Source organism: Microbacterium sp. (assembly GCF_031180975.1).
Lineage (GTDB): Bacteria > Actinomycetota > Actinomycetes > Actinomycetales > Microbacteriaceae > Microbacterium.
Window position 1 is genome coordinate 204,227 of the sequence record NZ_JAPSLI010000004.1, and the last position, 23,419, is coordinate 227,645.

23 protein-coding genes are annotated in these 23,419 nt (G+C 69.5%); 8 read left to right on the forward strand and 15 right to left on the reverse strand.

The window, feature by feature from the left end:
• The first annotated feature begins 18 nt into the window (after positions 1-18).
• The 5 genes from aceA (at position 19) to RIF65_RS07525 (ending at position 5,436) form a co-directional block, all read left to right on the forward strand.
• Positions 19-1,332, forward strand: coding sequence for an isocitrate lyase (gene aceA, locus RIF65_RS07505; protein ID WP_309065492.1), 1,314 nt, complete (start codon positions 19-21; stop codon positions 1,330-1,332).
• Positions 1,333-1,466: 134 nt separating this feature from the next.
• On the forward strand, positions 1,467-3,107 hold the full coding sequence (gene aceB, locus RIF65_RS07510) for a malate synthase A (protein WP_375142137.1): 1,641 nt from the start codon (positions 1,467-1,469) through the stop codon (positions 3,105-3,107).
• Between the two features lie 46 nt (positions 3,108-3,153).
• Positions 3,154-3,618, forward strand: coding sequence for a ribonuclease E activity regulator RraA (gene rraA, locus RIF65_RS07515; RefSeq protein ID WP_309065493.1), 465 nt, complete (start codon positions 3,154-3,156; stop codon positions 3,616-3,618).
• Between the two features lie 67 nt (positions 3,619-3,685).
• Entirely contained in the window at positions 3,686-4,129 is a 444-nt protein-coding gene (locus RIF65_RS07520; RefSeq protein WP_309065494.1) for a hypothetical protein, read from the forward strand.
• Positions 4,130-4,233: 104 nt separating this feature from the next.
• Positions 4,234-5,436 carry a pyridoxal phosphate-dependent aminotransferase gene (locus RIF65_RS07525; protein WP_309065495.1) on the forward strand — a complete coding sequence of 401 codons (1,203 nt, stop codon included), beginning with the start codon at positions 4,234-4,236 and terminating at the stop codon, positions 5,434-5,436.
• 135 nt (positions 5,437-5,571) lie between these two features.
• Here the strand turns inward: RIF65_RS07525 and RIF65_RS07530 are convergent, their stop codons facing one another.
• From RIF65_RS07530 to RIF65_RS07540, 3 genes are read right to left on the reverse strand one after another with little or no spacing between them, the layout of a single operon-like run.
• Positions 5,572-6,708 (reverse strand): UDP-N-acetylmuramate dehydrogenase, encoded by a 1,137-nt coding sequence (locus RIF65_RS07530; protein ID WP_309065496.1) that lies wholly within the window; start codon positions 6,706-6,708, stop codon positions 5,572-5,574.
• Position 6,709: 1 nt separating this feature from the next.
• On the reverse strand, positions 6,710-7,114 hold the full coding sequence (locus RIF65_RS07535) for a MaoC/PaaZ C-terminal domain-containing protein (RefSeq protein ID WP_309065497.1): 405 nt from the start codon (positions 7,112-7,114) through the stop codon (positions 6,710-6,712).
• Entirely contained in the window at positions 7,114-7,560 is a 447-nt protein-coding gene (locus RIF65_RS07540; RefSeq protein WP_309065498.1) for an FAS1-like dehydratase domain-containing protein, read from the reverse strand. The genes RIF65_RS07535 and RIF65_RS07540 overlap by 1 nt, the downstream gene beginning before the upstream one ends.
• 142 nt (positions 7,561-7,702) lie before the next feature.
• On the opposite strand from RIF65_RS07540, the gene RIF65_RS07545 reads away from it, so the two are divergent.
• Positions 7,703-11,491 (forward strand): NPCBM/NEW2 domain-containing protein, encoded by a 3,789-nt coding sequence (locus tag RIF65_RS07545; RefSeq protein WP_309065499.1) that lies wholly within the window; start codon positions 7,703-7,705, stop codon positions 11,489-11,491.
• A 121-nt stretch (positions 11,492-11,612) separates the two neighbouring features.
• Here the strand turns inward: RIF65_RS07545 and RIF65_RS07550 are convergent, their stop codons facing one another.
• From RIF65_RS07550 to RIF65_RS07565, 4 genes are read right to left on the reverse strand one after another with little or no spacing between them, the layout of a single operon-like run.
• Positions 11,613-12,407 (reverse strand): sulfite exporter TauE/SafE family protein, encoded by a 795-nt coding sequence (locus RIF65_RS07550; protein ID WP_309065500.1) that lies wholly within the window; start codon positions 12,405-12,407, stop codon positions 11,613-11,615.
• A gap of 52 nt (positions 12,408-12,459) precedes the next feature.
• On the reverse strand, positions 12,460-14,007 hold the full coding sequence (locus tag RIF65_RS07555) for a tripartite tricarboxylate transporter permease (protein ID WP_309065501.1): 1,548 nt from the start codon (positions 14,005-14,007) through the stop codon (positions 12,460-12,462).
• Complete coding sequence (locus RIF65_RS07560; RefSeq protein ID WP_309065502.1) at positions 14,007-14,555, reverse strand: tripartite tricarboxylate transporter TctB family protein; 549 nt, start codon at positions 14,553-14,555, stop codon at positions 14,007-14,009. The genes RIF65_RS07555 and RIF65_RS07560 overlap by 1 nt, the downstream gene beginning before the upstream one ends.
• Before the next feature lie 4 nt (positions 14,556-14,559).
• On the reverse strand, positions 14,560-15,585 hold the full coding sequence (locus tag RIF65_RS07565; RefSeq protein WP_309065503.1) for a Bug family tripartite tricarboxylate transporter substrate binding protein: 1,026 nt from the start codon (positions 15,583-15,585) through the stop codon (positions 14,560-14,562).
• A 118-nt stretch (positions 15,586-15,703) separates the two neighbouring features.
• Between RIF65_RS07565 and RIF65_RS07570 the strand changes: the two genes are divergently transcribed.
• Positions 15,704-16,945 carry a PAS domain-containing protein gene (locus RIF65_RS07570; protein ID WP_309065504.1) on the forward strand — a complete coding sequence of 414 codons (1,242 nt, stop codon included), beginning with the start codon at positions 15,704-15,706 and terminating at the stop codon, positions 16,943-16,945.
• A 125-nt stretch (positions 16,946-17,070) separates the two neighbouring features.
• Here RIF65_RS07570 and rplQ read toward each other — a convergent pair whose 3' ends face one another.
• From rplQ to RIF65_RS07605, 7 genes are all read right to left on the reverse strand, one after another.
• Complete coding sequence (rplQ, locus tag RIF65_RS07575; protein ID WP_309065505.1) at positions 17,071-17,688, reverse strand: 50S ribosomal protein L17; 618 nt, start codon at positions 17,686-17,688, stop codon at positions 17,071-17,073.
• A gap of 35 nt (positions 17,689-17,723) precedes the next feature.
• A complete protein-coding gene (locus tag RIF65_RS07580; protein ID WP_309065506.1) occupies positions 17,724-18,713 on the reverse strand; it encodes a DNA-directed RNA polymerase subunit alpha in 990 nt (329 codons plus the stop codon).
• Between the two features lie 144 nt (positions 18,714-18,857).
• Positions 18,858-19,256 carry a 30S ribosomal protein S11 gene (gene rpsK / locus RIF65_RS07585; RefSeq protein WP_071644012.1) on the reverse strand — a complete coding sequence of 133 codons (399 nt, stop codon included), beginning with the start codon at positions 19,254-19,256 and terminating at the stop codon, positions 18,858-18,860.
• Positions 19,257-19,283: 27 nt separating this feature from the next.
• The gene (rpsM, locus tag RIF65_RS07590; RefSeq protein WP_309065507.1) at positions 19,284-19,658 is read right to left on the reverse strand and encodes a 30S ribosomal protein S13; all 375 of its coding nucleotides are present in this window, start codon (positions 19,656-19,658) and stop codon (positions 19,284-19,286) included.
• A 270-nt stretch (positions 19,659-19,928) separates the two neighbouring features.
• Positions 19,929-20,045, reverse strand: coding sequence for a 50S ribosomal protein L36 (gene rpmJ, locus RIF65_RS07595; protein WP_071644008.1), 117 nt, complete (start codon positions 20,043-20,045; stop codon positions 19,929-19,931).
• A gap of 90 nt (positions 20,046-20,135) precedes the next feature.
• Positions 20,136-20,357 (reverse strand): translation initiation factor IF-1, encoded by a 222-nt coding sequence (gene infA / locus RIF65_RS07600; RefSeq protein ID WP_018171468.1) that lies wholly within the window; start codon positions 20,355-20,357, stop codon positions 20,136-20,138.
• A gap of 148 nt (positions 20,358-20,505) precedes the next feature.
• Positions 20,506-21,171, reverse strand: coding sequence for a DsbA family protein (locus RIF65_RS07605; protein ID WP_309065508.1), 666 nt, complete (start codon positions 21,169-21,171; stop codon positions 20,506-20,508).
• Between the two features lie 274 nt (positions 21,172-21,445).
• On the opposite strand from RIF65_RS07605, the gene RIF65_RS07610 reads away from it, so the two are divergent.
• A complete protein-coding gene (locus tag RIF65_RS07610; protein WP_309065509.1) occupies positions 21,446-22,453 on the forward strand; it encodes a hypothetical protein in 1,008 nt (335 codons plus the stop codon).
• 109 nt (positions 22,454-22,562) lie between these two features.
• Here RIF65_RS07610 and map read toward each other — a convergent pair whose 3' ends face one another.
• Positions 22,563-23,411 carry a type I methionyl aminopeptidase gene (map, locus tag RIF65_RS07615; protein ID WP_309065510.1) on the reverse strand — a complete coding sequence of 283 codons (849 nt, stop codon included), beginning with the start codon at positions 23,409-23,411 and terminating at the stop codon, positions 22,563-22,565.
• Between the last annotated feature and the right edge of the window lie 8 nt (positions 23,412-23,419).

Sequence of the window (23,419 nt, forward strand, 5' to 3'; positions counted from 1 at the left end):
CACGCAGAGGAGAGATCAATGACGAACACCGCACCTCGCCCCGCCGGACTCCGCGCCGGCGACCAGATCCAGACGGCAGCCGAGCTGCAGGAGAGCTGGGACACCGACCCCCGCTGGGACGGCGTCGAGCGCACATACTCGGCGGAGGACGTCATCCGCATCCGCGGCTCGGTACGCGAGGAGCACACCCTCGCGCGCCGCGGCGCCGAGAACCTGTGGAACCTGTTGAACACCGAGGACAGCATCCGCGCCCTCGGCGCCTACACCGGCGGCCAGGCGGTGCAGCAGGTGCGCGCCGGACTGAAGGCGATCTACCTCTCCGGCTGGCAGGTCGCCGCCGACGGCAACCTCGCCGGTCAGACCTACCCCGACCAGTCGCTGTACCCGGCGAACTCGGTGCCGGCGGTGGTGCGCCGTATCAACAACGCGCTGCTGCGTCAGGACCAGCTGGAGCACGCCGAGGGCACCGTCACGCGCGACTGGCTGGCGCCCATCGTCGCCGACGCCGAGGCCGGCTTCGGTGGACCGTTGAACGCGTACGAACTCGCGCAGTCGCTCATCCAGGCCGGCGCCGCCGGCATCCACTGGGAGGACCAGCTGGCCAGCGAGAAGAAGTGCGGCCACCTGGGGGGCAAGGTGCTCGTGCCCACGCAGCAGCACATCCGCACGCTCAACGCCGCCCGGCTCGCGGCCGACGTCGCCGGCGTCCCCACCGTGATCATCGCCCGCACCGATGCGCTGGCGGCCGACCTGCTCACCAGCGACGTGGATGAGCGCGACCGCGAGTTCACCACCGGCGAGCGCACCAGCGAGGGCTTCTACCGGATCCGGCCCGGCATCGAATCCGTCATCAGCCGCGGCCTCGCCTTCGCGCCCTACGCCGACCTGCTGTGGGTCGAGACCGGCGAGCCCGACATCGCACTCGCCAGGGACTTCGCCGCCGCCATCCACGAACGGTTCCCCGGCAAGATGCTCGCGTACAACTGCTCGCCGAGCTTCAACTGGAAACGGCACCTGTCCGACGCGCAGATCGCGACGTTCCAGCAGGAGCTGGCCGAACTGGGCTACAAGTTCCAGTTCATCACGCTGGCCGGCTTCCACGCCCTGAACTACTCGATGTTCGATCTCGCCCGCGGCTACGCCGAGCGCGCCATGAGCGCGTACGTCGAGCTGCAGGAGGCCGAGTTCGCCGCCGAGGCATCCGGCTACACCGCCACGCGCCACCAGCGCGAGGCCGGCACCGGCTACTTCGACGTGATCTCCACCGCGCTCAACCCCGACAGCGCCACGCTCGCCCTGGCCGGCTCCACCGAGACGGCTCAGTTCCACTGACCCCCACCCTGTTCCCGTCAATCTCCCGTTTGGGGCGGATTCTCGCGTTCGGGGCGGCACACACCCGCCCCGAACGCGAGAATCCGCCCCAAACCCCACAGGACAACGCACTTCACGACGAAGGACTTCCGATCATGAGCACTCCCACCACGCCGATCGAGACCATGCGTCTCGGCCCGGCACTGACCATCACCGGGCCGCTGCGCGACCGGTTCGACGAGATCCTCACGCCGGAGGCGCTGGCGTTCCTCACCGAGCTGCACCACCGGTTCGCCTCACGCCGCCACGACCGCCTCGCCGACCGGATGCGCCGCCGCTTCGAGATCGGCAATGGGCACGATCCGCACTTCCGCGACGACACCGCGCACATCCGCGAGGATGCCGAATGGCGGGTCGCCGGCGCCGGACCGGGGCTCGAGGACCGCCGGGTGGAGATCACCGGCCCCACCGATCCGAAGATGACCATCAACGCGCTGAACTCCGGCGCACGCGTGTGGCTCGCCGACCAGGAGGACGCCACCAGCCCTACCTGGCAGAACGTCATCGGCGGCCAGCTGTCGCTGCGCGACGCGATCCGCGGCGAGCTCAGTCACACGAGCCCCGAGGGCAAGGAGTACCGCGTCACCGCCGAGCGCACCCCGACGATCGTCATGCGTCCGCGCGGCTGGCACCTCCCGGAGAAGCACCTGGAGTTCACCGACCGGTCGGGCCGCACCACCGCGGCATCCGGTTCGCTGGTCGATTTCGGGCTGTACTTCGTGCACAGTGCGCAGGCGCTCATCGACGCCGGCCGCGGGCCGTACTTCTACCTGCCGAAGCTCGAGTCCAGCGAGGAGGCCCGACTGTGGGACGACGTGTTCTCGTTCAGCGAGGAGTACATCGGCATCCCGCACGGCACCATCCGCGCGACGGTCCTGATCGAGACGCTCCCCGCGGCGTTCGAGATGGAGGAGATCCTGTTCGAGCTGCGTGACCACTGCGCGGGGCTGAACGCCGGCCGTTGGGACTACATCTTCTCGATCATCAAGAACTACCGGGGTCGCGGGGCCCGGTTCGTGCTCCCCGACCGCAGCGAGGTCACCATGACCGTGCCGTTCATGCGGGCCTACACCGAGCTGCTGGTGAAGACGTGCCACAAGCGCGGCGCCTACGCGATCGGCGGCATGAGCGCCTTCATCCCGAACCGCCGCGACCCCGAGGTCACGGCGCGGGCGCTGGACAAGGTCGCCGCGGACAAGAAGCGCGAGGCCGGCGACGGGTTCGACGGCACCTGGGTCGCCCACCCCGATCTCATCCCGGCGGCGCAGGCCGAGTTCGATGCGGTGCTGGGCGACCGGCCGCACCAGCTCGACCGCCGGCGCGACGACGTCGAGGTGCGTCCCGCCGAGCTGATCGACCTGCACATCGGTCGGCCGATCACCGCGCAGGGCGTGCACGACAACGTCTCGGTGGCCATCCGCTACATCGAGGCGTGGCTGCGGGGCCTGGGCGCGGTCGCCATCGACAACCTGATGGAGGATGCCGCGACCGCCGAGATCAGCCGCTCGCAGGTGTGGCAGTGGATCCACCAGGACCGCACCACCGAGAACGGCACCCCGATCACCGTGGAGTACGTCGAGGGGCTGATCGCCGAAGTGCTGGCATCCGTCCCCCGCTTCGAGGGCGACCGGTTCGACGACGCGGCCGAGGTGTTCCGCGAGGTGTCGCTGCGGGAGGAATTCCCCGAGTTCCTCACCACCGGGGCATACTCGAAGCACCTCGTGGAGCAGGACTGACGACTGTCCGCCGGGGATCCGATACGACGACACGAGAGGAAGCCCGATGACCAGCACCGCGGACCTGTACGACGAGCACGGTGAGAACCTGCAGTCGCTGCCCCTGCAGCTGCGCTCGTTCGGTGGGCACGCGGCGTTCGAGGGGCCGGTCCGCACGGTGCGCTGCTTCCAGGACAATCAGCTCGTCAAGGACCTGCTGGCCACTCCGGGTGACGGCGCGGTGCTCGTCATCGACGGGGAGGGCTCGCTGGGCACCGCCCTCATGGGCGACATGATCGCGCAGAGCGCGGTCGACAACGGCTGGGCGGGCGTCGTGATCCACGGCGCGATCCGCGACAGCGTCGCCATCGGCTCGCTCCCGCTCGGCGTGAAGGCGCTGGGCACCAACCCGCGCAAGAGCGGCAAGACCGGGCAGGGCGAGGTCGACGCGACCGTCGAGTTCGGCGGCGTCACGTTCCGCCCCGGCGCCCGGCTGTACGCCGACGAGGACGGCATCCTGGTCGAACGCTGACCGGCCGCGCGCTGACCGGCCCGCACTGACCGGCCCCGTGCCGTCGCGCCGGGCGTACTCTGAGGGCATGGCCGAAATCAGCAGCGAGCGGCGCGCCCTCCTGGAGGGGGTCGCCGGCGAGTTCCTGCACGAGTACCCCCGCGGTGCGCGCCTGCTGGCGGTCGCCGGGGCGGATGCCGGCCGCGCGGCCGACTTCGCCCGCGATCTGGCATCCGTGCTGGCCGAGCGGGGTCTCGCGACGTCCTCCGTCGCGCAGGACGGTCGCGGCGAGCACGAGCTGCGGGCGGAGGTCGCCGCTCCGGTGCGCGCCGAACGGGCGGATGCCGTCACGATCGTGTCCGGAGACGGCTCACTGCTCGCAGACCGCACGCGCGGCCTGTGGCACTCCAGCGTCTGCGTCGTGGCCGGCGACGAGGAGGCGAACACGCTGGCATCCGCCATCGTCGACGCCACCGACCCGGACCGCCCGATCCGCCGCCTGGCGGACTACTGCCAATGCGACATCGAGTAGCGGACGAGCCGGAGTTTTCCCGTCGCGGAAAGATCCGCCCTTCTTGCATGCCGTCGACGCCGTAAGGCCTCACTCCGCGGGACGCCGCCGGGTACGCTCGTAGCGTGACCGAACGCGCCCCTCTCTCCCGCAAGCTGTCCGCCATCGCCGAGTCCGCCACCCTCAAGGTGGACGCCAAGGCCAAGGCCCTCAAGGCCGAGGGCAAGCCCGTCATCTCGTATGCGGCCGGCGAGCCCGACTTCGCCACGCCGCAGTTCATCGTGGATGCCGCCGCCGAGGCCCTCGCCGACCCGGCCAGCTACCGGTACACCCCCGCACCCGGTCTTCCTGCGCTGCGTGAGGCGATCGCCGCCAAGACGCTGCGCGACTCCGGCCTGGAGGCCTCGCCGAACCAGGTGATCGTCACCAACGGCGGCAAGCAGGCCGTATACCAGGCCTTCCAGGCCGTGGTGAACCCCGGCGACGAGGTGCTGCTGCCCGCGCCGTACTGGACGACCTACCCCGAGGCGATCCGCCTCGCCGACGGCATCCCGGTCGAGGTGTTCGCCGGAGCCGACCAGGACTACAAGGTGACCGTCGAGCAGCTCGAGGAGGCGCGTACCGACCGCACCACCGTGCTCGTGTTCGTCTCGCCGTCCAACCCGACCGGATCGGTATACACCGCCGAGGAGACCAAGGCGATCGCCGAATGGGCGCTCGAGTACGGCATCTGGATCATCTCCGACGAGATCTACCAGAACCTCACCTACGAGGGTGTCAAGGCGACGTCGATCGTCGAGGCCGTCCCGGACGTCGCCGGCCAGACCATCCTCGTGAACGGGGTCGCGAAGACGTACGCCATGACCGGCTGGCGGGTGGGCTGGATGGTGGGACCTGCGGATGCCATCAAGATCGCCGGCAACCTGCAGTCGCATCTATCCAGCAACGTGAACAACGTGGCGCAGAAGGCGGCGATCGCCGCGCTGAACGGCCCGCAGGCCGAGGCGCAGCAGATGCGCGAGGCGTTCGACCGCCGTCGCCGCCTGATCGTGTCGGAGCTGTCGAAGATCGACGGCATGCGGGTACCCAATCCGACCGGCGCCTTCTACGTGTACCCCGACGTGCAGGGCCTGCTCGGCCGCACGTGGGGAGGCGTCACGCCGACCACGTCCCTCGAGCTCGCCGACCTGATCCTCGACCAGGCCGAGGTCGCGGTGGTGCCCGGTGAGGCGTTCGGCCCGTCCGGCTACATCCGGATGTCGTACGCGCTCGGCGACGACGCCCTGCTCGAGGGCGTCCAGCGCCTGCAGCGACTGTTCGCCTCCTGACGCTTTCGCGGGCTGCAGGCTCGACTCGCGACACCCGGTGGCACGCGAGTGCACGGTTTACCGTCGAGTGCACGGCATCCCGGCGCACGCAAGCCGTGCGCTCGGCGGGATCCGGTGCACTCGAAGCGGGCGGGGCTAGAGCTCCACACCCACCAGCACGGGTTCGGGTTGCAACAGCAACCCGTACTCGGCGTGCACGCGGCTCTGGATGAACCGGGCGAGTTCGCTGATCTCGCCGGCGGTCGCCGTGCCACGGTTGGTCAGGGCGAGCGCATGCTTGGTCGACACCGACGCGCGCGACTGCGGCAGCTTGAAACCCTTGCGGATGCCGGAGTTCTCGATCAGCCAGGCCGCACTGACCTTCACCTTGGCCTCGTGCGCCTCGGCGTGCGGGACGACGCCGCCGTAGGAAGCGAGCGGGATGACGGTGACGGCGTCCAGGTCGGGCTCGACCGTCCAACGCGGGCACTCCGCCGGCAGGGTGCGGGCGACGTGCTCTGGGACGATCGCATTCTGGAAGAACGACCCGGCGCTGTAGGTGTCGGGGTCGGCGTCGTCGAGCAGCATCCCCTTCATGGCGCGGGTGGCGAGGATGCGCTCGCGCACCCACCGCAGCGGCACCGGGTCGAAGCCCTCGAGCCCGAGCGCACGGCGCAGCTGCTCTCCGCGCACCACGCGCCCGCCCTCGCCCGTGACGGCCAGGTCGAGGGTGACGGAGAGGATCACCGCCCGCCGGTCCGGCACCCCGCCGTAGTGGTGCTTGAGCACCGAGGTGCGAAAGCCCAGCCCGAGCTCCGCGGCCGGCACGACGACCGGCTCCGAGGCGTGCTCGTCGATGAGTTCGACCTCGACGAGCGTCTCCTGGATCTCCTGCCCGTAGGCGCCCACGTTCTGCACCGGCGCGGCACCGACGGTGCCGGGGATGCCGCTCATCGCCTCGATGCCCGCGTAGCCGCGCTCGACGGCGTACGCGACGAGCTCGTCCCAGGAGTGACCGGCCTGCACACGCAGCCGCACTCGTCCCTCGTGCGGAGACGGCAGCTCCTCGATGCCGGTGGTGAGCACTCGGATCACGGTGCCGTCGAACGGCTGGTCCCCGGCGAACAGGTTGGAGCCGCCGCCCAGCACGAACCAGTCGTCGCCGTCGGACCAGACGTCCTGCAGCGCGTCGATCAGTTCGGCGGTGGTCGTCGCCTCCAGCATCCGCCGCGGGGCGGCGCCGGTGCGCAGGGTCGTGAGCGAGCGCAGGGGCAGCGGGCTGACCTCGCGCATGTCAGAGGGCGACCCGCAGCTGCGCCTTCACGAGCACCGTGGTGTCGGAGTGCTTGACCATGAAGTCGATGCGGGCGGACTCCTCGTCCACCGCGCCCACCTTGGCGAGCACGTGCACATCGGCGCCGTCGGTCGGGTGCACGACGACCGGCTTGGTGAAGCGCACGCCGTAGTCGAGGATCCCCTTCACGTCGCCGAGCGCCGAGACCACCACGGACGAAGCGATGCCCATCGTGAGCATGCCGTGCGCGAGCACGCCGGGAAGCCCCACCTCGGCGGCGACGTCGTCGCGGTAGTGGATGGGGTTGAAGTCACCCGAGGCGCCGGCGTAGCGCACCAGCGACTCGCGGGTCAGGTGCACGGTGCGCTCGGCGATGACGTCGCCGACCGTGAAGCGCGCGGCCATCACTCCCCCTCTCCGACCAGCAGGACGCTGGTCGCGGTCACCACGTGCGCGCCGGTGGCGTCGGTGACCTCCGCCTCGCTGGTGATCATCGCGTTGCCGCCGAGAGCGCGGATGCCGGTGACGCGCAGCCGTCCGGTCAGCTCGTCGCCCGCCACGATCGGGCGCGAGTACTGGAAGCGCTGCTCGGCGTGGATGGTGCGCGCCAGCACGATGCCCGAGTCCGGCTCGGCGAGCAGCTGCTGCAGCGTCTGGTCCTGGATCACCATCGCGAAGGTCGGCGGGGCGACGACGTCGGCGTAGCCGAGTGCGCGCGCCGCGTCGACGTCGGTGTGCAGGGGCGCATCGGCGAAGACGGCGCGGGCGAACTCGCGCACCTTCTCCCGGCCGACGAGGTAGGGGGCCGTCGGCGGGAACTCCCGGCCGACCAGATCGTTGTTCACGGGCACCCCTCGATCCTACCCAGGCCCGTCACAACGCCTCGGGTCTCGTGCGATTGTGTGCGGATGCTTGACCGCGGCGCGCCATCGTGATGCACTGTGATTGTTTCGGCACCACTTCAAGCAGAATCAATCAAGAGTGAGGACAACGATGACCTTCTCCCCTCCCCGCCGCCGTCTGCGCGCCGCGGCGCTGGGCGCGGCCGCGGCGCTCGCGGTCACGGGCTTCGGCCTGACCGCGTTGGCTGCACCCGCGGCATCCGCGGCGACCGCCGCCACCTCCCCCACCCCGATCACCCCCATTCCGGCGACCCCCGAGGTGCCCGTCGCCCAGGACGGTGCCACCCTCGGCGCCATCACCGGCGTCGAGCGCGACGGGTCGACCGTCACGCTGACCGCCGAGCGCGGCGCCATGCGCGTGACGTTCCTTGAGAACGGCACGTTCCGCCTCGAGGCCGACCCGAGCGGAAAGTTCACCGACCCGGCGAACACGCCCCAGAACGACCCGGCGCGGACGGCGAACATCGTCGTCGGCGCCGCCACGTTCGACGGCGCCGAGGTGGCCCTCGAGGAAGGCGACCTGATCCGCATCGCCTCAGAGTCGGTGATCGTCACGGTCGACCGTGCGACCTCCGCGGTCTCCGCCACCCGCACCGACGGCACGGTGATCTTCGCCGAATCCGCCCCGCTGTCGTTCGGGACGAGGTCGGCCACGCAGCACCTCCAGCCGACCGAGGGAGAGCAGTTCCTCGGCGGCGGAATGCAGAACGGCCGCAGCATCCACACCGGGTCGGTCATCAACGTCGCCCGCAACTACGACTGGGATGACGAGGGCTACCCGAACGCGGTGCCGTACTACATGTCGTCGCAGGGCTACGGTGTGCTGCGCAACACGTTCGCCCGCGGCACGTACGACTTCAAGAACGGCACGACCACGCACGAGGAGCGCCGGTTCGACGCGTACTACTTCGTCGGCGACTACACGCAGTCGCTGGAGTCGTACACGCAGCTCACCGGTCGACCGATGATGCCGCCGGTGTACGCGCTCGAGTACGGTGACGCGGACTGCTACAACCGCTCGAACCCCGACTACCAGGGCGCCCGCGTGGAGGGGAAGCTGCGCACCCCCGACGCGCTGGAGATCGCAAAGGACTTCGTCGAGCACGACATGCCCGGCGGCTGGATGCTGGTCAACGACGGCTACGGCTGCGAGTATCAGGAACTGCCCGAGACGGTGGACGCGATCGAGGAGCAGACCGGCCTGAAGACCGGCCTGTGGACCGAGCGTTCCCTCACCGAGCAGGAGTACGAGGTGGGCGAGGCCGGCATCCGCCTCCGCAAGCTCGACGTCGCCTGGGTCGGCAGCGGCTACCGGCTGGCGCTGACCGGGTGCGAGGCCGCGCACGACGGCATCGAGAAGCACTCCGACGCGCGTGGCACCTCTCTCATGGTCGAGGGCTGGGCTGGCGCGCAGCGCTGCGGCATGCAGTGGACAGGTGACCACTCCGGCAACCTGGACGCGGTGCGCTGGCAGGTGTCGGCGCTGACCGGAGCCGGCAACTCCGGCCTGCCGTTCACCACCGGCGACGTGGACGGCATCTTCGGCGGCTCCGCCGAGAGCTACGTGCGCGACCTGCAGTGGAAGGCGTTCGCGCCGGCACTGTACTCGATGAGCGGCTGGGCTTCGGTCGACAAGCGCCCGTGGCTGTACGGCGAGCAGGCCACCGCGATCAACCGGTCCTACCTGCAGCTGCGTCAGCGCCTCATGCCGTACATCTACACGCTGGCGGCGGAGTCGCACCGCAGCGGTCTGCCGATGATGCGCTCGCTCGCGCTGGAGTACCCGAAGGATCCGGGTTCGTACAGCGTCGAGGCCAACAACGAGTTCCTGCTCGGCAGCGACTACCTGGTGGCACCGGTGTTCACCAAGAGCGACGTTCGCAACGGCATCTACCTGCCGGCCGGCGAGCGCTGGGTGGACTTCTGGACCGGCACCGTGCACGAGGGCGGGCAGGTGCTCAACGGGCACCCAGCGCCGCTCGACAAGCTGCCGATCTTCGTGCGCGCCGGCGCGCTGGTGCCGCAGGGCATCGCCGCGCGCAACGCCGCGCTGACCCCGGAGGACGCGCCGATCACCCTGTCGCTGTACCCGCAGGGCAAGAGTTCGTTCTCGCTGTACGAGGACGACAAGCTCACCCGGGCCTACGCCGACGGCGAGGCCAGCACGCAGAAGTTCACCGTCGACGCCCCCGCCGCCGGCGAGAAGGGCACGGTGACCATCGGCATCGGCGAGCGCAGCGGGTCGTACGACGGGATGGCTGACGCCCGCCGCTATGTCATCGAGGCGCACACCGGCTCGGCCCCGAAGAACGTCACGGTCGGCGGGGAGCGCCTCGCCGAGGCGGCGTCCGCGGAGGCCCTCGCCGAGCAGGAGTCCGGCTGGTTCTTCGACGCCGAGCGGGCGGGTGGCGTGATCACCGTGAAGCTGGCGCCGCTGGCATCCGGCCAGAGCACCGAGGTGGTGCTCGCCGCCACGAGCGCGGTGGGCGGGCGCGATGCGGATGCCGTCGCGGCATCCGTCTCGGTCGATCTCGCCGACCGCGTCTTCCAGGGTGAGAAGACGACCGTCACCGCCACGTTCGCCAACACCGGGACGAAGAAGAAGGAAGGCGTCGTGCTGACCCCGCAGACGCCGGAGGGCTGGACGCTGCTGTCGGCGGAGGGTGACAAGCCCGGGCTCGTGGAACCCGGCGCGTCCGCCACCGCGACGTTCGAGTTCCAGGTGACCGATGCCGCTGCGGCGGACCTGCAGACGGTGACCGTGGTCGCCGATTACACCTCGCAGAAGTCGGCACAGTCCGTCTCCGGGGCGAACCAGATCTACGTCGCATACGGGTCGCTGGCCGGCGCGTACAACGCCGACTCGGTGACGACGATCGAGACGGCGAAGGCCGGCGACTTCGACGGCGGGGGCGCGACGTTCTCGGCCGAGGCGCTGGCTCGTGCCGGGGTCACCCCGGGCTCGACGGTGACGGTCGGCAGCGGTGAGGCGGCGATCGAGTACACCTGGCCGGTTCCGACCGGCGCGGCGGATTCGGTGTCGCCTGCCGGGCAGACCATCTCGCTGTCCGGGTCGGGGACGCACCTCGCCGTGCTCGCGTCGGCGGCATCCGGCGGCGGGGTCAACCCGGCGTTCGAACTGCACTACACCGACGGCACCGTCAGCACGCAGAACCTGTTCATCCCGAACTGGCTGCCGCAGGCGTCCGGTCTGGGCGGCGCGAAGGTCGCGATCACCTCGCTGGGCCGTAACAACGGCAACAACCCGGCCGTGTACGAGTACCCGACCTACAAGTACCAGGTGTACTCGAACCTGATCCGGCTGAACCCGGCGAAGGAGCTGGCGTATGTGGTGCTCCCCACCGAGAGCCGGTTGCGGATCTTCGACTGGAAGGTGGTCGAGCAGCCGCTGCCTCCCGCACCGACCGGTTCGGCGTACGCGTCCGACCTCGACTGGGTGAGCGCGGTCAACGGCTGGGGCGTGATCGGCATCGACGTGGCCAACAAGGACTCCGCGTCGTCGCCGGACAAGCCGCTGGCGGTCAACTACGTCGATCCGGCCACGGGTGAGAACCCGACGTACGAGAAGGGCCTCGGCGTGCACGCGCTGTCGAAGATCACCTACTATCTGGGAGGCGAGTGCAGCGCGTTCACCGCCGAGGTGGGTCTGGAGGCCGGCTTCGCCGGGAACGTGATCTTCAAGGTCAACGCCGACGACGTCAATCGCTACCAGTCGCGCACGTTCACCCCGGGCTTCGCTCCCGAGTCGGTGAACGTCGACCTCGCCGGGGCGCAGTACGTCGACCTGATCGTCGAGGCACCGGGAAGCATCAACGGCGCGCACGGCGTGTGGGGTGACGCGAAGTTCACCTGCGAGTGAACCGAACCCGCTGCGGCGGATGAGCGGGGGCGGTGTCCGGAACCGGGCGCCGCCCCTTCGCGTCGGTCAGCGCCGGCGGCCGCGGATCAGCGCCGACGGCCCCACCATGCGTGGGTCTCGGTCAGCGCCGGCGGCCGCGGATGGCTTTGAGCGCCATCTGCACGGCGATGACGACGAGGTAGGCCGCGAAGAGGATGTTGGCCGCGAACGGATCGATGACCGTGGCCAGCCAGGCGCCGAGGGCAGTCGTGGTGCATGCGGCGACGCCGATGATGGCGGCCGCCACCAGATCGACGTTCCGGTGCCGGATGTTGCCGATCGTCCCCGACACGGCGGTGGGGATCATCATGAGCAGCGATGTGCCCTTGGCGACGAGGTCGCTGGTGCCGAAGACGAGCATCAGCACCGGCACGACGATGACGCCGCCGCCGACGCCGATGAGGCCGGCGAGGATGCCGGTGGCCACGCCCACCAGGGCGAGGCCCGCGCCGCTCCACCAGTCCAGCACCAGGACGGCATCCCGGGACGGGATGATCAGGAACAGGCTGACGATCACCACGGCGAGAAAGCCGACGAAGCCCCAGCGCAGCGCGGTCTGCGACACGCGTGGAAGCAGGCGGGTGCCGATCTGCGCGCCCACCACGGCACCGGCGGCGAGGATCAGCGCGGGGATCCATGCCACCGCTCCGGCCACGGCGTAGGAGATCACGCCGACGCTCGCGGTCGGCACGATCGCCGCGAGCGACGTTCCCGCGGCGCGGCGCTGGTCGAAGTGCAGCAGCAGCACCAGCAGCGGCACGATGATCGTCCCGCCTCCCACGCCGAACAGTCCGGAGAGCAGACCAGCGGTCAAACCGATGAGCACGAAGCTCAGATACGCGCGAGGCTCCCGGGTGATGGCCTGGTCCGCGTTCATCCGACCAGCCTATCCCCGGGAGCCTCCCGTCCCCCGCGCCGCGGGGCGGCGCTCAGACCTCCTGGTCCGCCTTGATCGGCACCGCGATCGACTCGGTGAGAGCCTGTTCGTAACGCCGCTGACGGCGACGCAGCCAGAGGCCGCCGGCGATCAGCACGGCCAGCGCGATGTACGCGGCCGCGGCGAACGGCTGCATGATCAGGGTGGACAGGTCGCCCTGGCTGAGCTGCAGCGCGCGGCGCAGCTGGTCCTCGCCCATCGGTCCCAGGATCATGCCCACCACCAGGGGTGCCACCGGGTAGCCGTACCGCCGCATGAAGTAGCCGAGCACACCGATGATCGCCAAGATCAGCACGTCGACGACCGCGAAGCTCAGCGCGTACGCGCCGAACGCCGCGAACAGCAGGATGCCGGCGTACAGGTACGGCCGCGGGATCTGCAGCAGCTTCACCCACATGCCCACCAGCGGCAGGTTGAGGATGATCAGGATGACGTTGCCGATGTACAGGCTCGCCACCAGCGCCCACACCAGCCCGGGCTGATTCTGGAACAGCTGCGGACCGGGCTGCAGCCCGTACGACTGCAGCGCGTACAGCATCATCGCGGCGGTGGCGGTGGTGGGCAGGCCGAGCGTCAGCAGCGGGACGAGCACGCCCGCGGCCGCGGCGTTGTTGGCCGACTCCGGACCGGCGACGCCTTCGATGGCGCCCCGGCCGAACTCCTCCTTGTGCCGCGACAGCTTGCGCTCGGTGGCGTAGGACAGGAACGTCGCGACATCCGCACCGCCGGCGGGGATCGTGCCGATCGGGAACCCGATCGCCGTCCCGCGCAGCCACGGCTTCCAGGAGCGCTTCCAGTCCTGCCTGGTCATCCAGCTGCGCCACCCTCGGGGCACGGGCACGACGTCGATGGGACCGTGCCGCAGCCGCGAGGCGATGTACAGCGTCTCCCCCACCGCGAACAGGCCGACCGCCACGAGCACGATGTCGATGCCGTCGGCGAGCGGCAGCAGACCGAGCGTGTAGCGCTGCTGGCCCGACAGGGTGTCGGTGCCGACAAGGCCGAGGAACAGGCCGACGCCGAGCGAGAGCAGCCCGCGCGGGACGGAGCTGCCGATCAGCGCGCCGACCGTGATGAACGCGATGACGATGAGCGCCACGTAGTCGGACGGGCCGAGGTTGACGGCGAAGCGGGCCAGCACGGGCCCCAGCAGCGTCAGGCCGACGGTGGCGATCGTGCCGGCGACGAACGAGCCGAGCGCGGCGGTTGCGAGTGCGGCGGCGCCGCGGCCCAGCTTGGCCATCTTGTTGCCCTCGATCGCCGTCACGATCGACGCCGACTCGCCGGGGGTGTTCAACAGGATGCTGGTGGTCGAGCCGCCGTACATCCCGCCGTAGTAGATGCCGGCGAACGTGATGATCGCCGCGGTCGGCTCCAGCGTGTACGTGAGCGGCAGCAGCAGCGCGACGGTCATCGCCGGCCCGATGCCGGGGAGCACCCCGACGGCGGTGCCGATCAGCACGCCGAAGAACGCGAAGACGAGGTACTGCGGCTGCAGTGCGGTCGCGAAGCCCTCCAGCAGCAGGGTCCAGGTGTCCATCAGAACATCCCTCCCAGCCAGCCGAACGCCGGCCCCCAGGGCAGCGAGAGGCCGAGCAGTCCGCCGAACACGACCTGCACGATCAGCGCCAGGACGATGCCGACCACGAACGCCAGCCACCAGCGCCTGGCGCCCAGCGACCACGCGACCAGACCGAACAGCAGCGCCGCGGCGGGCGCCCAGCCGATGAGGTCGATGAGCAGGAGATGCGCGACGACCGCGCCGACCAGCTTGGCGATCGCCAGCCAGTCGGTGGGCAGGGTCGGGTCGATGTCCTCGCTGTCCTCCACCTCGGCCCGCTTGCCGCGAAGGATGCCGATGAGCACGGCGACCGCGGAGGCGAGCAGCAGGATGGAGACGAACAGCGGGAACACCGTGGGGCCGACGCGGTTGCCGGCCGGGGCGTGGATGGTGAAGACGCCCACCAGCGCGAACACGCCGAGGGCGAGCATGATCAGGGCGAAGACGAGTTCGCCGATGGGAAGCGACCGGGCGGGCCGGGTGTTCCCGGCCCGCCTGCTCGCGCCCGTCGTCAGCGGCGCGTGCATGATGTCAGCCGCCGATCAGACCGATGTTCTTCAGCGTGCCGGTGACGTCCTCGATGTTCCCCTCCAGGAACTCCTCGAACTCGTCGCCGACCAGGAACGCGTCCGCCCAGCCGCGGGTCTTCAGCACCTCGGTCCACGCCTCACTGTCGTGCAGCTCGGTGACGATGCGCTCGAGCTCGGCCCGCTCGCCGTCGGAGATGCCGCTCGGCGCGATGACTCCGCGCCAGTTGGTGAGCACCACGTCGTAGCCCTCGTCGGTGACCGTGGGCACGTCCGGCAGGTTCTCGGCCGGCTCCTCGGAGGAGACGGCGAGGGCGCGCATGTCGCCCGACTCGATGTACTGCTGGAACTCGCCGATGCCCGAGATGCCGGCCTCGACCTTGTTGCCGAGGATCAGCGACACGGCCTCGCCGCCGCCCGCGTTCGGGGTGTAGTTGAGCTTCTCGACGATCTCCTGCCCGTCGAGACCTGCGGCCTCGAGCATGAGGCCGGCGAGGATGTGGTCGGCACCGCCCGCGGAGCCGCCGGTGACGCGCACGTTCTGTCCCTTGTCGACGATGTCCTCCACGAGGTCCTCGAGCGTCTTGTACTCGGAGTCCTTCGGGACGACGACGACGAGCGCTTCGTCGGTCAAGCGGGCGATCGGGGTGGTGTCCTCGATGCGGACCTGCGATGCGTTGGTCTCGACGGCGCCCACCATCACCAGCCCCATCACCATGAGGGTGGCGGGATCCTTCTCGTTGGCGAGCTGCGCCAGCCCGACCGTGCCGCCGGCGCCGCCGACGTTGGAGACCGGCGCGGAACCGACGATCTTCTCGCCGGTGAGTACCTCGGCCATGGCACGACCGGTCTGGTCCCACCCGCCACCGGGGTCCGCGGGGACGATGATCTTGACGTCCTCGATGGCGGCGGCCTTCGCGTCGTCGTCACCGCCGCCGCCTGCGGGTGCGCTGCTGCCGGAGCATCCGGTGAGTGCCAGCGCGGCTGCTGCCACGACCGCGGTCAGTGCGGCCATTCGTGATTGCTTCATTTCGCTCCTCCTTGAGCGCATCGGGTGCGTTGAAGTCACTGTAGGAAGGCGTCCACGGCCGCGCTCCCTTTCGAAACTATTGGTCGCGATCGCCGTCAGGACGCGGGACAATGGCCGAATGGCGACCGGGATGACGCTGCGTGTGCAGTTGCTGCTGCTGCAGGCGCTGATCGTGTGCTTGGTGACCGTCGCAGCCGGTGCGATCGCGGGCGTGGTGCAGGAGCGCACCGTCCGCGACGCCTATGAGGACCGGATGCTGGCGGTCGCGCAGTCCATCGCATCGATGCCCGCGATCCTCGACGCGTTCGACGATGCGGATCCGTCCGCCACCATCCAGCCGCTCGCGGAGACGATCCGCAAGGCGTCGGACCTCACCTACGTCGTGGTGGCCGACGCCGACGGCATCCGCTTCTCCCACCCCAACCCGGAGCGGATCGGCGAACGCGTGTCCACCGACCCCTCCGCCCCGCTGTCCGGGCAGATCTACATGGGCACGCAGACCGGCACGCTGGGCACCACCTGGCGGGTGAAGGTGCCGATCTACCAGGGCGATGACGTCATCGGCACGGCATCCGTCGGCATCCTCGAGTCGCAGGGGCGCAACGAGTTCTTCGCCGGCCTGGCGTGGATCATCGGGCCGATGATGATCGCCGCGCTGCTCGGCGTGTTCGGCTCGGCGTGGGTGACCGCCGTGATCCGCCGCCGGATCCACCGGCTGGAGCCGCATCAGATCACCGCGCTGGTCCGCAATCAGGAGACCACGCTGCACGGGCTCAGCGAGGGGGTGATCACGGTGGACGCGGACGGAGTGGTCACCCTGGCCAACGACGCCGCCGCGGGCTTCCTCGGCAGCTCGGCGGACGCGCTGACCGGGGCGCGCGCGGAGGACGTGCTGGACGAGGAGCTGCTGGCGGTGCTGAAGGACGGAGAGGATGCCGGAAGGCCTGTGATCCTCGGCTCGCACGTCCTGGTGGCGCGCAGCACCGGCTCGCAGGTCGACGGCGAGCGGGTGGATGCCACACTGCTGCTGCGCGATCACACCGAGCTGCACGACGTGGTGCGGCGGGTGGAGGCGGCCGACGCGATCATCGCGTTCCGGCGCCGCGCGGCGCTTCCCAAGGGGCTGAGCGCGGAGACCCTGCGACGGGTCGCGGCTGCGCTGGCTCAGCAGCCGGACGCATCGGCGACCGAGATCGGGGAGCGCCTGTCGATCTCGCGGGTCAGCGCCCGACGGTACCTGGAGCACCTGGCGAGCACGGGGCGCGCGATCCGCAGCCTGGACTATTCCACGAAGGGAAGGCCGAGCACCCGGTACCGGGCGAACGATCCGGTGGCCGTCGACGCCGAGCCGGTGGGCTGACGCCGGCGGACGTCTCGGTTCGGCGGTCAACGTCGACGCCGGGTGCGGGCATCACCGGGTGCGGGCGGGTACGACGAAGCCCGCCTCCCCTGATGGGGCGGCGGGCTTCGCTGTGGTGCGAGTGCTTACTCGGACTTCTCGACGACGGCGTCCTCGGCGGCGGCCTCAGCGGCCTCGCCCTCGGCCTGCGACTCGGCGCCGGCCTCGGCGGCCGACGTGTCCTCGGCGGGAGCATCCTCAGCAGTGGTGTCCTCGACCTTGGTCTCCTCGGCCTCGACCGGCTTCTCGGCCTTCTCACCCTTGGGCGCCTCGGCCTTGGTCGACTTGGTCGACTTCACTTCGTCTCGCTCCGCTCGCTCAGTACGGCGCTTCTTCGGGGTGACGGGCTCGAGGACGAGCTCGATCACGGCCATGGGGGCGTTGTCGCCCTTGCGGTTGCCGACCTTGGTGATGCGGGTGTACCCGCCCTCACGCTCGGCGACCAGCGGCGCGATCTCGTTGAAGAGCACGTGTGCGGCGTCCTTGTTGGTGCGCAGCACGGTCAGCGCCCGACGACGAGCGTGCAGGTCGCCGCGCTTCGCGAGGGTGATGAGACGCTCGGCGAGCGGACGCAGGCGCTTGGCCTTGGTCTCGGTCGTCTTGATCGACTTGTGCGTGAACAGCGCCGCTGCGAGGTTCGCGAGAAGAAGGCGCTCGTGGGCGGGGCCGCCTCCGAGGCGGGGTCCCTTGGTGGGCTTGGGCATAATCGTCTAACTCCTGGTCAGAAAGAGGTCGGGTTTCAGAAGGATTCGTCTTCGCTGCCGCCGTAGAAGTGGGCGCCGTCGAAACCCGGCACCGAGTCCTTCAGCGACAGACCGAGCGAGACGAGCTTGTCGCGCACCTCGTCGACCGACTTCTGTCCGAAATTGCGGATGTTCATCAGCTGCGTCTCGGAGAGGGCGACCAGCTCCGCGACGGTGTTGATCCCCTCACGCTTGAGGCAGTTGTACGAGCGGACCGACAGATCGAGGTCCTCGATCGGCATGGAGAGCTCGCTGGAGAGGGCGGCCTCGACCGGCGCCGGGCCGATCTCGATGCCCTCGGCCTCGACGTTCAGCTCGCGGGCGAGGCCGAACAGCTCGGTGAGGGTCTTGGCGGCCGACGCGACGGCGTCGCGCGGGCTGATCGCCGACTTGGTCTCGACGTCGAGGACGAGCTTGTCGAAGTCGGTGCGCTCACCGGCACGGGTGGCGTCGACGCGGTAGCTGACCTTCAGGACCGGCGAGTAGATCGAGTCGATCGGGATCTGACCCGCCTCGGCGTACTCGTTGCGGTTCTGAGCGGCGGACACGTAGCCGCGGCCACGCTCGATGGTCAGCTCGAGCTCGAAACGAGCGGTGTCGTTGAGCGTCGCGATGACCAGGTCGGGGTTGTGCACCTCGACGCCCGCCGGAGCGGAGATGTCGGCCGCGGTGACCTCGCCGGCGCCCGTCTTGCGAAGGTACGCGGTGATGGGCTCGTCGCGCTCGCTGGAGACGACCAGCTGCTTGATGTTGAGGATGATCTCGGTGACGTCTTCCTTCACACCGGGGATCGTGCTGAACTCGTGCAGCACGCCGTCGATGCGGATCGTCGTGACCGCGGCGCCGGGGATCGACGACAGCAGGCTGCGGCGCAGCGCGTTACCGATCGTGTATCCGAATCCGGGCTCCAGCGGCTCGATGACGAACCGGCTACGGTTCTCGGAGATCTTTTCCTCGGTGAGAGTGGGACGCTGTGCGATGAGCACTATGTGTTCCTTTCGATCACATGCCCGCTATATGACATGTGGTGGGGTGAGGTCTTGAGTTGTGAAAATCTGCGGGCGAGGGCGCCGGCGTCCTGGGTCCCTGAGCGAGTCGAAGGGCCCTGGGACGCCGGCGTCCTCACGCGATCAGACGCGGCGGCGCTTCGGCGGACGGCATCCGTTGTGCGCCTGCGGCGTTACGTCCTGGATCGAGCCGACCTCGAGGCCGGCGGCCTGAAGCGAGCGGATCGCGGTCTCGCGGCCCGAACCCGGACCCTTCACGAAGACGTCGACCTTCTTGACGCCGTGCTCCGCAGCCTGGCGGGCGGCGGACTCCGCTGCCATACCGGCGGCGTACGGCGTCGACTTGCGCGAGCCCTTGAAGCCCACGCCACCGGACGAGGCCCAGCTGATGACGGCGCCGGACGGGTCGGTGATCGAAACGATCGTGTTGTTGAACGTCGACTTGATGTGGGCCTGGCCCAGCGCGATGTTCTTCTTCTCCTTGCGGCGCGGCTTGCGCGCGGCGGCCTTGGGTGCAGCCATGATGATTCTCTCCTAATCCCTGGCCGCTTAGCGGGCCTTCTTCTTGCCGGCGACCGTGCGCTTCGGGCCCTTGCGGGTGCGCGCGTTGGTCTTGGTGCGCTGACCGCGGACCGGGAGGCCACGACGGTGGCGAAGGCCCTCGTAGGAGCCGATCTCGACCTTGCGGCGGATGTCTGCGGCGACCTCGCGACGGAGGTCACCCTCCACCTTGTAGTTGCCCTCGATGTAGTCGCGCAGTGCGACGAGCTGGTCGTCGGTCAGGTCCTTGACGCGGATCGACTCGTCGATCTCGGTCGCCTTGAGGATCTCGACGGAGCGGGTGCGGCCGATGCCGTAGATGTACGTGAGTGCGATCACCACGCGCTTGTCGCGCGGGATGTCGACGCCGGCAAGACGTGCCATGCGGTTCTCCTGGAGTGTTGTGGAGGTTTGGAGCAGGATCTGTGCTCGGGCCTCCGTCCCGAGGTGTCCCCCTTGCGGGTTGCGATCCTGCCTGTGAGTTTCCGGTCGTGACCACCGGTCGTTGAGCGAGGACGCGCAGCGACCGAGACGAAACGTGTCCGGTATGTATTCAGTTGTGCGCGAGTTTCGACTCGGTCGCCTTCGGCGTCCTCGCTCGATCTTGAGCCGCGAGCGCATCAAGGCGGCTGCGCCGCCGTGATCCGCTCCGGCTCAACCCTGTCGCTGCTTGTGGCGCGGGTTGCTCTTGCAGATCACCATGACGCGTCCGTGACGACGGATCACGCGGCAGTGGTCGCAGATGGGCTTGACGCTCGGGTTGACCTTCATGATTTTCCTGTTCGCTGTCTTCGTGCTGCATCTGGGTGCCTGGGCCCGTCGAAGGGCCCCGGTCCAGTGCGGCCGTTACTTCTCGACCGATCAGCGGTAGCGGTAGACGATGCGGCCGCGAGTCAAGTCGTAGGGGCTGAGCTCCACGACCACGCGGTCCTCGGGGATGATGCGGATGTAGTTCTGCCGCATCTTTCCGGAGATCGTTGCCAGAACCTTGTGACCGTTGCTGAGCTCAACGCGGAACATCGCATTGGGCAGAGCCTCGGACACGACGCCCTCGATCTCGATGACACCGTCTTTCTTAGCCATAGCCTCGCTGACGCTTCTGCAGATCGGCCGATCTGCGGTGGATGGGTGGGGTGGTGCCGTCTTTCGAAGACACGCCTGTTGAAGGCGCAAGGCACCAAAGATCTATGTTAGACCGATCGCGCCCGTCCGGCAACTCGGCGGCGGCGGCTCAGCCGAGCAGGTCGGTGAACTTCTTGAAGTCGGTCTGCTTCTGCAGATCCAGCCGCTCGCCGTTGATCTCCACGGTCGGAGTTCCGGCGATCTCGTGGGCGTCGGCCTGTGCGACGCCGTACTTCTTGTACGTGCCCTCGGTGATGCAGTCGGCGGCGCCTTCCGCGCCCACCTCGGTGGCGTACTGCGCCAGCTGCTCGTCGGTCAGGCCGGGGGTGTTCTCAGCCGGCTGGTTCTCGAACAGCGCGTCCATGTAGTCCAGGGCCTTGTCGGGCGCCTCCTCGGCGACGCAGAACATCGCGCCCGCCGCGCGCGACGAGTAGTCGGTGCCCTGCGAGAACCGGTCAAGGATCGCGATCGGGTGGTACTCGATGGTGATGTCGCCGTTCTCGGCGGCGGCACGCAGCTGCTGCCCGTAGCTCTGCTCGAACTGGTTGCAGATGGGGCACATGAAGTCGATGAACACCGCGACGGTGTCCTCGCCCTCGCCGAACGAGATCGCGCCGGTCTCGGCGTTCACGATGTCCCCGCTGGGCGCCGGCCCCGCGTCAGTCGCCTGGTTGTTCAGCCAGATCACGATGGCGCCGAGGGCGACGAGCACCACGACGACGACGGCGGAGATGACGATGGCGAACCAGTTGGTCTTGCCCTGGGCGTGTGCCATTGGAGATCCATTCTGTGCAGGAACAGCGCGGATCCATTCTGCCCCGCCGTCGCTATGCCCCGCATGTGAACCCCTCCCCTCCCCTCCGCCCCTCCCCCCTTCGCGAGACTTATGTTCCAGCGTGAGACACGCCCGCTGTCGTGCAGTCTCATGCTGGAATAGAAGTCTCGCGGGCGGGGGGTGCGTTCTGCACAGGTAGGCGGGTGCGGAGAGTTGTGCACATCGGCCGGGATTGCGGGCGACGCGTCGCGTGCCGGGGACGCAGGATGGGCGGATGCTGCAGCTCACCGACCGCGCCGTGCTCGCCGCTCCCGTTCCTCTGATCACGACCGATGAGGCCCGGATGCTGGGCGTCGATGTCCACGGCTCCGCGTACCTCCGCATCCGCCGAGGCGTCCACGTCGAGCGCGCGACGTATCTCGCCCTCAAGCCGTGGGAACGATACGCCGTGCGCGTCCACGCGTTCGTCCGCAAGCACCCGGCCGCCGTGCTGTGCCTGGAATCCGCCGCGGTGGTCCACGGGCTGCCGCTGTTCGGGGAGGCCCGCGACATTCACGTGTACGACCCCGGACTCGCGACCTCGCAGCGGTTCGGCGACGTGTGCGTGCACACCAGCGTGGATCCCCGAGAGGTGATCCAACTCCACGGCATCCTCGTGACCTCGCTGCTCGACACCGTCGCCGACCTCGCTCGCGTGCTGCCGCCCGCCCGCGGGCTCGCGGTCGTCGACAGCGCGATCTCCCCGGCGCAAGGCGGCTCCCTCCTGGTCTCCGACCTGCAGTGGCGCGCCGCCGCCCAGCGCAACCCGCGCGGCCGCGCGCGACAGCGATGGCTGTGGGCCCGCGCCGACCCGAGGTCCGAATCGCCGGCCGAGAGCGTGAGCCGCGCCGTGATCGAGTGGTGCGGGTTCGAGACGCCGGAACTGCAGCAAGAGTTCCACTACGACGGCCACACCGACCGCGCCGACTTCCTCTTCCCCTCGAACCGCGCGATCGGCGAGGCCGACGGTTGGGGCAAGTATCAGCTCGAGGACCCCGCGAGGGCCCGCGCACTCCTCGCCGACGAGAAGCGCCGCGAAGACCGGCTCCGCCGCCACGGGCATCCGTTCTCACGCTGGGAGCTGTCGGATGCCTGGAAGGTGACGCCCCTGCGCCGGGCGCTCGTCGCCGCAGGCGTGCCCCGACGGCATCCGGAACAGCCGGGCATGCTCGCAACGCTCGCGCACCGCTCACGTGAGCGGGGCCCGCAGCCCGCGAGACTTACCTTTCCGCATGAGGCATGACGAATGTCGTGCTGTTTCGCGCTGGAAGAGAAGTCTCGCTGGACAGTCGTGCTGTCTCGCGCTGGATGAGAAGTCTCGCGGGGAACGAGGGCGCCAGAAGGATGACGCGCTACGGGATGGGGACGGGGACCACGCCGAACGGGGCGAGCCCCGCCGCGCCGCCGTCGGCGGCCGTCAGAACCCAGATGCCGTCGTCGTGGCGGGCAACGCTGTGCTCCCAGTGCGACCCGTCGGTGCCGTCCTCCGTGGAGACGGTCCAGTCGTCGTCCTCGACGAACGTCGCCTCTCCCCCGGCGGTCACCATCGGCTCGATGGCGAGCACGAGGCCGGGGCGGATCTCAGCGCCGGGGTCGGGCGTGCGGTAGTTGAAGACGCTGGGCGCCTCGTGCATCTTGCGTCCGATGCCGTGCCCCACATACTCCCGCAGGATGCCGTACGTCTCGCCCGACACGTCCGAGACGCCCTGCGCCTCGATGTAGTCCTGGATGGCCGCACCGATTCCGCCGATGTGCGACGCCGTCGCCATGGCGGCGATGCCCGCCCACATGGACCCCTCGGTGACGCGGGAGAGCTCGCGCCGCCGCTCCACGAGCTCGGGCCGGGATGCATCGGGCACCACGAAGGTCCGCGCGCTGTCACCGTTCCAGCCCTGGTACTGGGCACCGCAGTCGACCGACACGATGTCGCCGGCCTGCAGCATCCGATCGCCCGGGATGCCGTGCACGACCTGCTCGTTCACCGAGATGCAGGTGGTGTGGTGGTACCCACGGACGAGTTTGAAGTTCGGCTCGGCACCCCGCTCGGCGATCACCCGCTCGGCGATGGCGTCCAGCTCACCCGTGGTGACGCCGACGCGCACCTGCGCCTCGACGGCGTCCAGGGCTGCGGCGGTGATGAGCCCCGGCTCGACCATCGCGCGCAGCTGCGGCGGCGTCTTGTAGATCGACCTGCGGAACATCGAGATGG